General features: G+C 48.7%; 14 protein-coding genes and 2 pseudogenes. 13 read left to right on the top strand and 3 right to left on the bottom strand.

The genetic code is table 11. The annotated features are described in order from the left end of the window. Positions 1–72: 72 nt before the first annotated feature. The 3 genes from H8S52_RS12805 to H8S52_RS12795 all read left to right on the top strand — a co-directional run bounded on the left by H8S52_RS12805 (position 73) and on the right by H8S52_RS12795 (position 3,157). Positions 73–483, top strand: a complete 411-nt coding sequence (locus tag H8S52_RS12805; RefSeq protein ID WP_004309979.1) for a hypothetical protein — start codon at positions 73–75, stop codon at positions 481–483. A gap of 946 nt (positions 484–1,429) precedes the next feature. Further along, positions 1,430–2,131 carry a DUF6088 family protein gene (locus tag H8S52_RS12800; protein WP_004309978.1) on the top strand — a complete coding sequence of 234 codons (702 nt, stop codon included), beginning with the start codon at positions 1,430–1,432 and terminating at the stop codon, positions 2,129–2,131. 9 nt (positions 2,132–2,140) lie between these two features. Further along, a complete protein-coding gene (locus H8S52_RS12795) occupies positions 2,141–3,157 on the top strand; it encodes a nucleotidyl transferase AbiEii/AbiGii toxin family protein (RefSeq protein ID WP_004309977.1) in 1,017 nt (338 codons plus the stop codon). A 43-nt stretch (positions 3,158–3,200) separates the two neighbouring features. Here the strand turns inward: H8S52_RS12795 and mobC are convergent, their stop codons facing one another. The 3 genes from mobC to mobA are packed head-to-tail and all read right to left on the bottom strand — an operon-like array spanning position 3,201 to position 6,904. After that, positions 3,201–5,210, bottom strand: coding sequence for a conjugal transfer protein MobC (mobC, locus tag H8S52_RS12790; RefSeq protein ID WP_007478174.1), 2,010 nt, complete (start codon positions 5,208–5,210; stop codon positions 3,201–3,203). An 18-nt stretch (positions 5,211–5,228) separates the two neighbouring features. Beyond that, on the bottom strand, positions 5,229–6,497 hold the full coding sequence (gene mobB, locus H8S52_RS12785; protein ID WP_007566686.1) for a conjugal transfer protein MobB: 1,269 nt from the start codon (positions 6,495–6,497) through the stop codon (positions 5,229–5,231). After that, entirely contained in the window at positions 6,482–6,904 is a 423-nt protein-coding gene (gene mobA, locus H8S52_RS12780; protein WP_004309974.1) for a conjugal transfer protein MobA, read from the bottom strand. The genes mobB and mobA overlap by 16 nt, the downstream gene beginning before the upstream one ends. A 561-nt stretch (positions 6,905–7,465) precedes the next feature. Between mobA and H8S52_RS12775 the strand changes: the two genes are divergently transcribed. From H8S52_RS12775 to H8S52_RS12730, 10 genes and pseudogenes are all read left to right on the top strand, one after another. Then, positions 7,466–8,248 carry a ParA family protein gene (locus tag H8S52_RS12775; protein WP_028728951.1) on the top strand — a complete coding sequence of 261 codons (783 nt, stop codon included), beginning with the start codon at positions 7,466–7,468 and terminating at the stop codon, positions 8,246–8,248. A 1-nt stretch (position 8,249) separates the two neighbouring features. Then, complete coding sequence (locus tag H8S52_RS12770) at positions 8,250–8,678, top strand: DUF3408 domain-containing protein (RefSeq protein ID WP_007478184.1); 429 nt, start codon at positions 8,250–8,252, stop codon at positions 8,676–8,678. A gap of 2 nt (positions 8,679–8,680) precedes the next feature. Further along, complete coding sequence (locus tag H8S52_RS12765) at positions 8,681–9,310, top strand: hypothetical protein (RefSeq protein ID WP_007478186.1); 630 nt, start codon at positions 8,681–8,683, stop codon at positions 9,308–9,310. A gap of 170 nt (positions 9,311–9,480) precedes the next feature. Beyond that, on the top strand, positions 9,481–9,777 hold the full coding sequence (locus H8S52_RS12760; protein WP_004308755.1) for a DUF4134 domain-containing protein: 297 nt from the start codon (positions 9,481–9,483) through the stop codon (positions 9,775–9,777). A gap of 10 nt (positions 9,778–9,787) precedes the next feature. Beyond that, positions 9,788–10,150: a DUF4133 domain-containing protein gene (locus H8S52_RS12755; protein WP_007566699.1), complete on the top strand. Its 363-nt coding sequence runs from the start codon at positions 9,788–9,790 to the stop codon at positions 10,148–10,150. After that, a pseudogene (locus tag H8S52_RS12750) lies at positions 10,147–11,466 on the top strand (TraG family conjugative transposon ATPase); the annotation flags it as partial. The gene H8S52_RS12755 and the pseudogene H8S52_RS12750, both read left to right, overlap by 4 nt. A gap of 176 nt (positions 11,467–11,642) precedes the next feature. Further along, positions 11,643–12,872, top strand: coding sequence for a site-specific integrase (locus H8S52_RS12745; protein WP_134978280.1), 1,230 nt, complete (start codon positions 11,643–11,645; stop codon positions 12,870–12,872). 3 nt (positions 12,873–12,875) lie between these two features. Further along, positions 12,876–13,280: a hypothetical protein gene (locus H8S52_RS12740; RefSeq protein WP_102408426.1), complete on the top strand. Its 405-nt coding sequence runs from the start codon at positions 12,876–12,878 to the stop codon at positions 13,278–13,280. Positions 13,281–13,532: 252 nt separating this feature from the next. Further along, a complete protein-coding gene (locus H8S52_RS12735) occupies positions 13,533–13,886 on the top strand; it encodes a helix-turn-helix domain-containing protein (protein WP_005856071.1) in 354 nt (117 codons plus the stop codon). After that, positions 13,876–14,276 (top strand): annotated as a pseudogene (locus H8S52_RS12730) (mobilization protein); the annotation flags it as partial. The gene H8S52_RS12735 and the pseudogene H8S52_RS12730, both read left to right, overlap by 11 nt.

Genomic DNA, 14,276 nt, shown 5'->3' with positions numbered 1-14,276 from the left:
TATCTTTGGTTGGTTCAACGAAGAGACAAAATAAAGATTGAATGAGTTAAACAAGAGATTAAAAAAAAGAATATGAAAACAAAAGAAATTCTTGGAATACTTATGCTATTCCTCTGTACATTCAGCTTTATAAGCTGCGACGATGATAATGAACAGACAAATGAATTAACCCCCGAAGCACTTTATCAGACTTCATGGCGTGGAACAGGGCATTGTGAGGCTTGGACAGTACAAAATATGGGGGTCGGTATGCAATTTGTAGATACTCGGAAAGGGAAAGTAAATTGGGAAGGTTACGATGAAATTGATATTACTTATACAATAGAAGGGAAATATATCACATTTAATAGCAATGCTTTATATTTGGGTGGAGCCCCTTGGATTATCAAAAGCTATACCCAAAAACATATAACCATTATACAGAATGAAATTAGTCCAGATAAAGAGAAAGTAGCTACAATTGAATTAGAGAAAATAGATTAAACTGAATCATGGGAACATTAAGTTGCATAAATGTATGCTACAACAGAACAATGAGAACCGTGAGATTTGCAAATTGAGCAAAGAAAGTCATAAATACCTTGTAAATAAAGGAAAAAATGCAGATTCATCTAATATTCCTTTATGTGCTATTATCGGGCTGGTCTATGGGCTGAAACACAAGGAAAAGAGATTCACCTTGTTCTTTTGTATAGGATTGGTTATTGGGTTAGGATGAGCAATTTATATGCTACTGCTAATAAGGTCAATGTAAATCAAAGGAATATGAAACTGAAATATATATTGAATGCTATACTATTTGTTTTGGCATTATCTTTTTTGTCTATGTGTATATTTAAGACTACAGAGTTAAGTTTAAAATGTATGCAATTTGCTGTATCTATCTCTTGTATAGGAGCAATGTTTTCTACAAAAAGATATAGATACATATTTGCATCTATTGCTTTAATCATTATAGGAATATCTTTTTCACTTTAAATGTCCATAATAACGATAATGATTTGATTATTGAATGGTATAATAATAGTCCAGTCTACAGATAGCGACTAAAAACGGGGGCAAGGGATGCCCGAATTTGTCCTGCGGAGCTTGAAATTATCCGGGTGCGGTAAATCTCCAACTGTTGGTTGGAGATTTAAAACGGGTACAGACCGAAGTTAATCGCTTGCTTTAAACGAGCCATTTGTGAGCCATTTGTATATATTGTTTTCGGCTTATAATCAACAGTTTTACAAAAATCGCATTATACTTGTGAGCCATTTGTGAAGCGTTTATGAAGCGTATGGCAAGCCTTTGATTGAGTTTCCGTTATTCTCCTATTATCAGGTGACACGACAAAAAGAAAACATCTTCGGCAAAATCTTTGTTATGTTTTTGCAGGTGATTACATAATATACTATCTTTGCATATAGAAACAAAGGACATAAATATGGCTTCATTCAGAAAAGAGATACTTGGGCAGATTGAACGGATAGATACCGGGCGTATATTCACGTTCCGGGATTTATCGTTTGAAACGGAAAAGACCGCCAATGTTGCGGTGCTACTTTCCGAACAGAGCCGCAAAGGGGTACTGGTACGGGTTGAAAAGGGGGCGTACTACCGTCCCAAGAAATCAGTGCTGGGGCTGGGAAAGCTGCCTGTCTATCAGGATGAACAGTTCCGCTACCTGACTGAAAAACTGAACGGCTATATCACGGGGGCTTACATCTATAACAAAATGGGGCTGACCGAACAGGTAGCCACAACCATAACGATAGCCACTCCTAACCCGGTTCGCCGTTTCCGTTTCAAGAACTTGGATATAGAGTGCGTGAAAGCCTACTGCATGGTCTATCCGGATGAAAGCCTTGTCCCGTACTTGCGGCTGCTCGATGCGATAAAGGACATGAAGCGCATACCCGGAACAACCGGGCAGGACATCTACAACCGGGTCAAAAGCCAATATTTCAACGGGTACAGCCTGCCGGAACTGGAAAAAATCGTATCTTTGGCGAAAAGTTACCCGCCACGTGTCAGAAAGGTGGTGGCGGATATACTGGGCGACATCAGACAAACCGTATTGCAAACGGAAATGGCAAAGACCATTCTTCCCACGACACGGTTCAACTTGGATTATAAAACAGCATAGGACAGAAATATGAATTTACATTCGGACAAGGAAGCGTTCAAGGAAATCATCGCACTGGCGGCTGACCATTTCGGCTACGAGCAGTCGCACGTGGAAAAGGATTACTGGGTATCGAAGATACTGCGGGATATTTCCATGTCCGAATATGCGGATAAGACCTACTTCAAAGGCGGAACTTCACTTTCCAAAGCCTACGGGCTGATAGAACGTTTCTCGGAAGATTTGGACTTGTTCGTGTTCACGGGTGATAAAGGTGCGTCCAAGCAGGCAGAAAAGACATTGAACAAGAAACTTTCCAAATACATAGCCGAACTCAATAGTGACATATACAAGGAAGATTTGTCGGAAACGGGCGGTAATTACCGTAAACTGTATTTCTCGTATGACAATGTATTTCAAGGCGTGGGACTGAAAGAACATTTGGAAGTAGAGATAAAATCCTGTGACCTGCCGGACAAAAAACTGATGTTCTACCCGGCGGACAAGCGGGTTATCAAACCGATTGTGACCGCCTTTCTTGAAAGCATCGGGCAAGAGGAACTGATAAGCACCTACGGGCTGGAAAGTTTTGAAACGCAGTGTATCAACCCCCGAAAGACTATCTGCGACAAGGTTTCAAGGCTGGTAAAGCTGTCTTACAATGAGGATGCAGCCGCACTGTTGGCAAAGCATATCCGTGACGTTTACGACTTGTCGGCACTCTACCACAATCAGGAATATAACGATTACCTACATTCGGAAGATTTCTTGGATGCCATGTACCGGGTGACGATAGAGGACGGACTAAATAAAAACTCCCGTTCGCACTTGTCGCTGGCTGATGCACCGATATTCAAGGATGCCGAAGCGGTCATGGCGTTACCCGAAGTGGCTACGGCGTACACTACCGATTTGAAGAAACTGACTTTCGACAAAAGCAAGATGCCGCCGATAGGCAAGGCTGTGGAAGCATTGAAGAACCTGCACGAAATATTAGTGCGTTTTGAAGCCTACCGCACCAAAAAGCAAAATGAAGAACAACCGTAAAGCTACATCGGCTGTTCTTCACTCCATACATTATTATATATAGCTATTCTTCCTCCTTAATCAAGTGGCATAACTCCGGGTCGTTCTTAATCCGGGTTATCTCGTCCTCGACTATCTGCCTGACTTCCTGACGGATGCGGTCATAGTTGGCTTGTATCTCCTCCTGCATCCGGTCGTTGCCGTCCTTGTCGGTGAAGTCGATAATCTGCGGCAACTTCACGTAATGGGCGGTTTCCCGCTTCACCTTTTCGTTGTCCACCACGATTTCGCAGTGGAAAATCTTCTGCTCTATCCGTTCATCGAAGTTGTCCGCCACAGCACCCACGAACATACCTTGCGTGAGGTTGGATATTTTGCTGGCGGGTATCAGGCTGTCCATTTGGGTGCTTATCGAGGTGGATTTTTCCCGTTGGTTTATCGTCATGCTCTGCCGTTTCTGCAACACCTTTCCGAAACGCTCGGAAAGGATTTTCGCCGTTTCACCGACTACTTGACCGCTGAACACGTTACCCACAGTATTTTGGATAACCCGGCTTTCCTTGTCCCCGTAATCACGGGTAAGCTGGCTGTAATCCTGAAAGCCTAACAGAACCGCAACCTTGTTGCTTCGGGCGGTGGCAATCAAATTATCCAACCCCCGAAAATATATAGTTGGTAATTCATCTATTATCACCGAACTTTTAAGCTGACCTTTCTTGTTTATCAGCTTCACGATACGGGAATTATATAATCCCAGTGCTGCCGAGTAGATATTTTGGCGGTCAGGATTGTTGCCGACAACCAGTATTTTAGGCTCTTTCGGGTTGTTGATGTCAAGTGAAAAATCATCGCCCGTCATTACCCAGTAAAGGGCGGGTGAAATCATCCTTGAAAGCGGGATTTTTGCACTGGCAATCTGCCCCTGCAACTGTTCAACTGCCGAACTTTCCCAAGCGTCCACGAACGGGGAAAGGTAATTTTCCAGTTCGGGATAACTGCGCAAAATCGTGAATACATCAGCGTATTTCTTGTTCAACAGTTCTATGGCATGGGGAAACGTGCAATACCTGCCGCCTTGATAGATGCGCAAATACCAAATAATGGCTGCAAGCAGGATAATCGGGCTTTCCACGAAGAAGTCGCCCTGCTTGCTTATCCAGCTTCGATTGAGGTTAAGCATAATCGTGTAGCTGGCTTCATAAGCATCCGCAATGTCCGACATGAAGCTGGCGTTTATAGGGTTACATCGGTGGCTCTTGCGTGGGTCGTCAAAGTTGATAACGTAAAATTTCGGCTTGACCTTGTAGCCGTCCAAGTGGTTAAGCAAATGATTGTAAGCGATTTCCGAAAGGTCAGGAAACTTATAATCATACAGGTAGAGCGCAAAACCTTTCTCGATTTGCTGTTTTATGTAATTATTTACTACTGCGTATGACTTCCCGCTGCCCGGCGTTCCTAACACGATGCTCGCACGAAAAACGTTTACAACGTTAATATAGCCATTGTTCCACTTCTTCTTATAGTAGAACCGGGTAGGCAGATTTACAGAATACTCGTTCTCGATAAGCCTTGTTTCCTGCTGGAAACTTTCGTTCTCGGTATTAAAGACATCATCCATGAGGTTGTTTTTCAATAACCGGGACATCCACGTACCCGCCATGAGCATACAGATATAGCCCGCCGACAGCGTGGCGATATAAAACACAGTGTCCGCCGTATGTGGCAGCGGAAGTTCCAGCAGCCACCAGTTCAGGAAAAACAACACGACACCCGCCGCAAGGCTGCAATGTATCTTCGCCCACGTTATCTTTTCCTCTTTCACGCCCTTAGTGCCGATACACGACAGGGCGAGGAACACCACCGAAAATAGTTTTGTCCATAAGATAGACGAGAACAGCCCGGTGGTGCGCTGGAAGTTCCACAGTATCTTGTCTATCACCTCAAACGTCACTCCCCATTCTTTCAGGGTGGAGTAACAGAACCAGTACACGTTTATTCCCACGAATAGAATACTGACAGCCCGCATAAAGTCCATGACCCTTGCAAGCCCTCTCAAATCATCTTCCTGTTGCATGATTGTAATGTTTTTAAGTTAGTTGATGCGCCTTGTGCGCTTCTTTTTCTTCTTTCTCTTTTGGCGGTCGGTGTCCTGCGGCTCGTCACCGCCTGATGCACCGCCGCCCAGCAAACCGCCGAAAGCACCCAGCACGGAAGCCATGCCCGAAACGATGTCGGCTTTCGGCGTGAAGCCCGGCTGTTCCTGATGCGTGGGCTGGTCTTGCTGCGGTGCTGCCACTTCGGACTGGTGTATCTTTCCGGTTTCGCCCGAAAAACGTTCGTTGAACACGTTCGCCGAATACTCCTTACCCAAGCGTGAACCGTTCAGCACCACCCGGCTGTCGTGGTCGATGAACGTAACGCCATAGATGCGCCCGTTGTCGTTCTGACGGAATACCACATCAATGCCCTGCTTCTTTAGCTGTCGTTCCAGTTCCTTGCGGCTGCGGGCGGTCTGCATGGCAGTGGCTACAATCTTCCGGGTGCGCTCTTTCAGTTTCCCGTTCTTAATTGCTTCGCCCGATTTCTCCATTCTGCGCTGCACCGCTTCATAACCTACCGACTTGCCGATGCGGGAAGCCTTTACCGGGTTGCCCACCTTTTCGCCCTTGTCGTTCATGGCGGAATAGACAATGCCCTGATAGGGCTTGCCGTTTATCTCGCCTTTGACTTCCTCGGCGCACACGTTGTAAGCGGCAAGCAAAGCCTTGTACTCCCCGAACGACTGGAAGCGGTAGCCATAGCAAGCCGCTTTCACGGTGTTGCCGATTTGGTGCTTCACGTCCCCGGCGGCATAGTCCACCTTTTTAAGTTCGGGGCGTTCGGCACGTTCCTTTCGTTCTGCCGGGTGCAGGTTGTATTTCTGCTCCAGTTCACGGGTGATTTGCTTGCTGCGCCGATGCTCGAACTTGTCATTCAGCGGCTTGCCGTTCTCGTCCACCCGCAACCCCACGATGTGGATATGGTGGCGGTCGATGTCGGTATGCTTGTACACCAGATAAGGCTGGTCGCCATAGCCCAACTTCCGCATATACTCTTTGGCGATGTCGGAAAGCTGCCGGTCGGTCAGCACGTCTTCCGGGTGCGGGTTTATGGAAATATGAAGTATCGGCTTCTTGGTGGATAGCTGGACGGGCATCTGCATTTCAAAGCTGCGCATACACTCGCCGATAGAGAAATTCCCGTCCTCGCCCAACAGCATCCGGTTGGAGAAAAGCACCTTTGCTTCCCCGCTGTCCACCTTGTTTTGGTTGTATGCCAGTGCGCCGAACATATTGCCGCCCGTGCTTATTTTGGCAACCATAGTTCCCTGCACTCGTTTGTCAGGTCGATAACCTGACGGTTCAACACAGCCAGTTCGGTGGTCGCTTTCTCCAGTTTATAGAGAAAAGCCAGTGCCTTTTTCTCCGAAAAGTTACTATTCAGAGCCTTTACCACTTGGTTGTAATTGACCGCAACCGCCCGGAACTGGGCATAAAATTCGGTCAGCCGGGCGCAATATTCTACTGCCGATTTGTCCACTTTCACCACCCGGAACGGCTCGCCGAACAGCCGGGCGGCGATGAAACGGGACTTGCTCGTGACGCCCGACTGCTCCCATTGCGAGAGGAAGCGGGCATTCTCCCGGTCGTTCAGGTAAAGGACATGGCGATGCTTCGCCGGGTCTGCGAGGGCGGGGCGACCGCCCTTGTTGGTTCTTCTTGTTTCCATGCTTCTTTGGATTAAAAAATTACGACTTCGGAGTGATTTTTACCCCCGACAGGGGCAAGGCGTTTTCAGGCACGGAAAACGGTTCTATGTGCCATAGAACACACCTTGCTATTTTCTGACGAAAATCGAAATCCGTCACGGACGGATTGGGGTTAGCGTGGAACGGTAAGCCCAGCCATTCACCAGCCCTGTTTTACACCTGCGCCCCCTGCGGTTCGTTACTCCGCTGCAAAGTAACGGTGATTTATAATGCTGTAAAATAGGTGGTTGGTGGACAAAACGGGACAGCGCAGGACAAATCGGGACAAGGTTTTCAGGGGACGTTTTTTCTCCCTTTTTTTGCATCGGATTTCAATATTGAAAGCAAGATTGAAAGAAATATTCCAATCAGGAAAGAATGATTGAAAGCAGGATTTCAATAAAACATGATTGCAGGATTTCAATATTTCAAGAAAGAATGAAAGCAGGAAAACAAGATTGAAATAAAACAGTCTTTCAATATTTCAAGATTGCAATATGGAAAGAATGATTGAAAGCAATAAACAAATCTATCAACCAATAATGAACGGAAGCAATATGGAAAACGAGAAAACACCCCTTTATGTCGCCTTTTCCACACAAAAGGGCGGGGTCGGCAAAACCACCTTTACCGTGCTGGCGGCGAGTTACCTATACTACCTCAAAGGCTACAATGTGGCGGTGGTCGATTGCGACTACCCCCAGCACTCCATTGCCGGGATGCGCAAGCGGGATGCCGAGCAGGTCGGGGCGGATGAAGATTACAAGCGCATGGCGTATGAACAGTTCACCCGGCTGGGGAAGAAAGCCTACCCGGTACTGTGCAGTTCGCCCGAAAAGGCGATTGCAACGGCTGACGGATATATAGCCGCCGGACACGTGCCGGATATAGTGTTTTTCGACCTGCCCGGCACGGTGAACAGCGAGGGCGTGATAAACTCCCTTGCGGGCATGGACTACATTTTCACCCCCATTTCAGCCGACAAGGTGGTGCTGGAAAGCAGCCTGTCGTTCGCAATGGCTATCCAAAAGCTATTAGTGAAGAATGAAGCCTGCCGACTTGCAGGGCTGTACCTCTTTTGGAACATGGTGGACGGTAGGGAGAAAACAGACCTTTACACCGCCTACGACAAGACCATTAAGGAACTGGAACTGCCGCTGATGAAAACCTTTATCCCCGATACCAAACGCTACAAAAAGGAACTGGTGGCGGATAAAAAGGCGGTGTTCCGCTCCACGCTCTTTCCCGCCAGCCGCCCGTTGGTAAGGGGAAGCAACTTGGAAGAACTGATAACCGAAATAGTGTACTACATCAAATTAAAATGATATGGCAAAGCAAAGCGGCGGGATGCCGAAGATAGACGAGGATTTTATGCGGGAACTTATCTCGCAGGGTGTACCCGCCAAGCGGGAGAGCCAGCCGGATGATGAACCGCAGCCCGGCAGCGAAACGGAAACCGCCCACGAGGGACGGCAGGCTGAAACAGTGCAAGTAGAGAAACCGACACCCCGCAAGCGCAAGGGCGGTTCGGGCGACTACCGGGAAACCTACTTTCAGAAAGTGGAACTGGCAGACCGACAGCCCTTGTACGTGAGCCGAACCACGCATGAGAAGCTGATGCGTATCGTGACGGTGATAGGCGGGCGAAAGGTGACGGTAAGCAGCTACGTGGAAAACATTCTGCTGCGCCACTTCGAGCAGTACCAAGACGAGATAAACACCCTGTACGAAAGCCACTTCCAAAAGCCTGTCTGACTATGGTAATCTATTGCATACTTACCGGGCTTTTGGTGTACTACATCGCCCTGTGGCTGTGGTATCGCTACACGGACAGCCGGACATCACCGGGCAAAACGGATGATGCGCCGCTTCCACGAAACGGGGTTTCAGGCTACACGCTGATAGGTGAAAGCCGATACAAGAGCGGACAATTTCAGACAGCGCAGGACAAATCGGGACACCTCCCGCAAGCGGCTGAAAATGATACTATTTTTGCGCCGCAGGCTGACGGACTGCCGGAAGAAACGCCCGGTTACGAGAATGACGAACCCGACTACGAGGACGAGGAAATAGCCGGGTACATGGACGGTGACGATGATACCGGGCGGGCTACGGGCGTGAGCTTTGACGAACTGGGCGAAGCGGTACGCACGGCGAACGCCGACAACCCCACCGAAACGGAACAGCGGCAAGCCGCCGGGACACTGGCAAGGATTGAGGGGACGAACCTCTACGATGCGGTGGTGGAGAACATCAACGGCGGGCTGGCAAAGGTGGCGGAACTGCTGGGACGCAACGAAGCGGAACTGGCTGCGGCTGCTGTCCCTGCCGAAGCTGGCAATAAAAGCAAGGAACACGAAGCGTTCGACATGAACGATTTCCTATAATATAATAATGTATAAGCCTGACAGCATGAAACAGCGTGATTACGGTTGATTGGCAACCTGAAAACCAAACAGACAAACGGGACTATCCCCGACCACTAAAATTTCAAATTATTCACCAGCCGGGAAAGGCGGACTATCCACCCGCCGCCCGGCATTAAAAACAAATCACAATGAGAAAGAAAATCTTCTTGTCGGCGGCTATACTTGCCGCCGTGGTAAGTGCCTACGCACAAGGAAACGGGCAGGCGGGCATCACCGAAGCCACGAACCTAATCACCGGGTATTTCGACCCCGGAACAAAACTGGTGTACGCAATCGGGGCGGTCTGCGGCTTGATTGGCGGGGTAAAAGTATATAACAAGTTTTCAAGCGGCGACCCCGACACCTCAAAGACCGCCGCCAGTTGGTTCGGGGCGTGCATCTTCCTGATTGTAGCCGCCACTATCCTGCGCTCGTTCTTCCTCTAAACCTGCGGCTATGTCTGACGAGTTGTTGAGGGCTAAGCCCGAAAAATATCAGGTAAACAGGGGTATCGGGAAGCCCGTGGAGTTCAAGGGGCTGAAAAGCCAGTACCTCTTTATCTTTTGCGGCGGCTTGCTCGCCGTCTTCGTGGTGTTCATCGTCCTGTTCATGGCGGGCGTGAACCAGTGGCTATGTATCGGTTTCATCGTGTCGGCTTCGCTGCTGCTCGTGTGGCAGACGTTCCGGCTCAACGCCAAGTACGGCACGCACGGGCTGATGAAAGCCGCCGCACGCAAACGGCATCCACGCTTCATTATCAGCCGAAAGGCGATACCCCGATTATTCACCTACAAAAAAAGAAAGGAAGAAAGACCATGAGAAATATGTTAAAGGCTACCACGCTGGAAAGGAAATTCCCCCTTTTGGCGGTGGAGAACGGCTGCATCATTTCAAAGGATGCGGACATAACGGTGGCTTTCAGGGTGGAACTGCCCGAACTGTTCACCGTCACCAGTGCCGAGTACGAAGCCATACATTCGGCATGGTACAAGGCAATCAAGGTGCTGCCCGACTACTCCATAGTACACAAGCAGGACTTCTTCATCAAGGAGAACTACCAGCCCGACACGGAAAGGGACGAGCTTAGTTTTTTAAGCCGCTCCTTTGAACGGCACTTCAATGAACGCCCGTTCCTGAACCATTACTGCTACCTGTTCCTGACAAAGACGACAAGGGAGAGAAGCCGCCGACAGAGCGACTTCTCCACCCTATGCCGGGGCAGGATTGTACCGCAGGAGATAGCCGACAAGGAAGCGGCGGCAAAGTTCATCGAAGCGGTCGGGCAGTTTGAAAGGATTATGAACGACAGCGGGTTTGTCACCCTTACCCGGCTGGCGGCATCGGAAATCACCGGGCAGGACGGAAAGGCGGGCATCATCGAGAAATACTTCTCGCTATCGCAGACAGATACCACCTGCCTGAAAGACATCGGGCTGTACCCGGAAGAAATGCGTGTCGGGGACGACATACTGTGCCTGCACACGCTTTCGGACGTGGAAGATTTGCCCGGAAAGGTCGGGACGGACACACGGTTTGAGAAGCTGTCCACTGACCGGAGCGACTGCCGACTGTCATTCGCCGCCCCGGTGGGCGTGCTGTTGTCGTGCAACCACGTCTATAACCAGTTCATCTTCATAGACGACCACGCCGAAAACCTGAAGAACTTCGAGCAGACCGCCCGGAACATGCAATCGCTCTCCCGTTATTCCCGTGCCAACCAAGTGAACAAGGAATGGATAGACGAGTACCTGAACGAAGCGCACAGCAAGGGGCTTGTATCGGTGCGCTGCCACTGCAACGTCATGGCATGGAGTGACGACCGGGAAGAACTCAAACGCATACGCAACGATGTGGGAAGCCAGCTTGCGCTAATGGAGTGCAAGCCACGCCACAACACGGTCGATACGCCCACGCTCTTTTGGGCGGGCATACCCGGAAACGAAGCGGACTTCCCCGCAGAGGAAAGTTTCTACACGTTCTTGGGGCAGGCTCTCTGCCTGTTCGTGGAAGAAACGAACTACAAGAGTTCGCTTTCGCCGTTCGGCATCAAAATGGTGGACAGGGTGAGCGGTCGCCCGCTGCATATCGACATATCGGATTTGCCCATGAAGAAAGGCATCACGACCAACCGTAATAATACCCTATGTTTTTACCATTTTTATATTGTTTGAACTTGTATATAAATAGCTGATATTTAGAGATTATTAGGGAAATGATTTGGCTTTTGATTTGCTGTTTTTTCCGATAATCTCTATTTTTGTATGCAAATCGTATGTACAGAATAGACGTATAACAATAAACAAGGCAGCCTATGTTCAAGTATTCAAAAGATGGCATATCCGTACTGTCGGTACTGGATGCACGCAGGGCGAAGAAAAGCGGTCTGTTCCCTGTCAAGATACAAGTGATACACAACCGCAAGCAGAAATATTATTCCACCGGAAAGGAATTGTCCAAAGAGGACTGGGAAATCCTTGCCGAAAGCAAGAGCCGCAGACTGATTGAGATACGGGCAAGCGTGGAAAACAGTTTCTCCATCATAAAAAGCCAAGTGGAAGCCCTTGCGGAACGTGGGGACTTCTGTTTCGATGCGCTCAGCATGAGGTTGGGCAGGTGTACGGGTACAACCCTTAACACAGCCATACAGGGGAAAATAGACGCATTCAAACTCAACGGGCAGGTAAATTCCTATTATAACTACCGCAGCACGTTGAAAAGCATAGAACGGTTCGCAGGCGGCAGCGTGCCGTTCTATGCGGTTTCTGCGGACTGGCTGTCACGCCTTGACAAGTTCCTGCGGAACGAGGGCAAGACCGTCACCACCATAAATTTCTATATGAAAGCCCTTAAATGCGTGGTGAATGACGCAAGACGCAACGGGATTTTAAAAGAAGCCCAATACCCGTTCGGCAGGGGGAAGTACGAGATTCCGAGCGGCAACAGCCGAAAGTTAGCCTTGACGATGGAACAGATAAAAAAAGTCGTGACATACAAGGGCAGCAAGACCGTTGAGAAGTACCGGGATTTTTGGTTTTTCTCCTACCTGTGCAACGGTATCAATTTCAGGGATATGCTTTTCTTGCGGTATGGGAACATCGTGGACGGTGAAATCTGCTTTGTACGCTCCAAGACATCGCACACGTCCAACCATATACGGGAAATAAGGGCGGTACTCACTCCCGAAATGCGGGATATTATAAAACGGTGGGGAAACCCTGACGATGGGAAACCCGATACTTTCCTGTTCAAGTACGCCAGAGAAACGGAGGACGAATTTGTCATTTCCAATATTGTCAGACGGGTAACGCACCGTTGCAACATCGCTTTGGCTAAAATAGCCCAAGCTGTCGGTGTCCCCCGTTTCACGACCTATTCCGCCCGGCATTCCTATGCGACTGTCTTAAAACGCAGCGGAACGAACATCGCTTACATATCCGAGAGTTTGGGGCATTCAAGCCTTGCCATCACGGAGAACTACCTCGCCAGTTTCGAGCAGGAGGAGCGGATAAGGAATGCGCAGTTATTAACCAAATTCGATTGAGCCATGCCGAACAAGAAAACCAAGACGGTGAAGATTAGACACCTTGAATGTTTCAGTGCCATTTACGGGGAACTGGCGCAGAATCCCGAATACGCAGGCTACGAAATAGAAGAAGCCGTACTGCAAGTGAAATCATATATTCCCCCTACTGTTAAAGACGTGGACAAGGCGATAGAGAAAATAAGGTTCAGCCATGCCACCCGTAAATACAAGTACCCCGTATTCGAGGGCAGGGAACTGATAGACCAAAAGACATTGGCGAAAATGGCGGGCGTGAGCAGGCAGACCGTAGCCCGGTGGGAGGAACTCGGTTTCATATCCCGTTCGGACATAGGGCTGTCGGGAAATAAATATTTCGTAATAAAAGAAGTCGTTTCCCAACTTGAAAGGTTAAAGGATGTGAAATAGCGGCATTCGCATAATCACTTAACATACATAGGACAAACGGTGTGTTGGAAGGACAAAATCACCAATACATCGTTTGTCCCTTTTTTTATCCCGCTCCAATTTTGCCGGATGTCCTGCATTGTCCCAAGTTGTCCGGTCTGTGTCAAGTGATTAGTAATTGAATAATCGGTTTCTTTTATTCTTCCTTTGCGGCATCAACCGGTTGCAACGGCTATGACGGTAGCCAAGTAATAACTAAAAAAGGAAGAAAATATGACGAACATTATTCTGACAACGCCCGAAGAACTCCGGGCTATCGTGAGCGAAACCGTTTCCCAGTCATTGGCAGGATTCACCCAGCCGAGGAACGAACCCGACAACCTCACGCCCGATGTGGCGGTAGAGGTGCTGGAACGACACGGTTTTCTGATTTCAAAGGCACGGCTCTACAAGCTGACCGCAAAAAAGGAAGTGCCGTTCCGCAAATACGGGAACAAATTGCTTTTCTCACGGAAAGAGCTTCTCACGTGGGCGGAAAACCTTGCAAAAAGGGTGAACGACAAGGACGAGGCGGCACTCGCCATCGCCAAGAGCGCAAACCGGAAAATCCGTAACTATGGAAAATAAGAGGAAAGAAGAAGCCGGGCAGGGTGTTACCATGCAGAAAGAGGATTTCGCAGCCCTTTGGAAAACCATTCATCTAAAGGTGACGGACACTTACGAAGTGCCGCCCGAAATACTCTGGGTGAACGGCTCTACCATTGGCACACTGGGTAATTTCAGCGCATCCACAGGCAAAGCCAAGAGCAAAAAGACATTCAATATTTCCGCCATTGTTGCGGCAGCGTTGAAGAATGACGAGGTACTGAAGTATTCGGCATACCTGCCACCGAACAAACGGAAAATCCTCTATGTAGATACCGAGCAGAGCAAATACCATTGCCATAAGGTCATGGAGCGTATTTTGCGACTTGCCGGACTGCCTACCGACAAGGACAGGGACGATTTTGTTTTCAT

Source organism: Bacteroides sp. NSJ-48 (genome assembly GCF_014287405.1).
Lineage (GTDB): Bacteria > Bacteroidota > Bacteroidia > Bacteroidales > Bacteroidaceae > Bacteroides > Bacteroides stercoris.
Note: the sequence above shows the minus strand (reverse complement) of the source record. Positions and strands in the feature narration are given on the sequence as shown.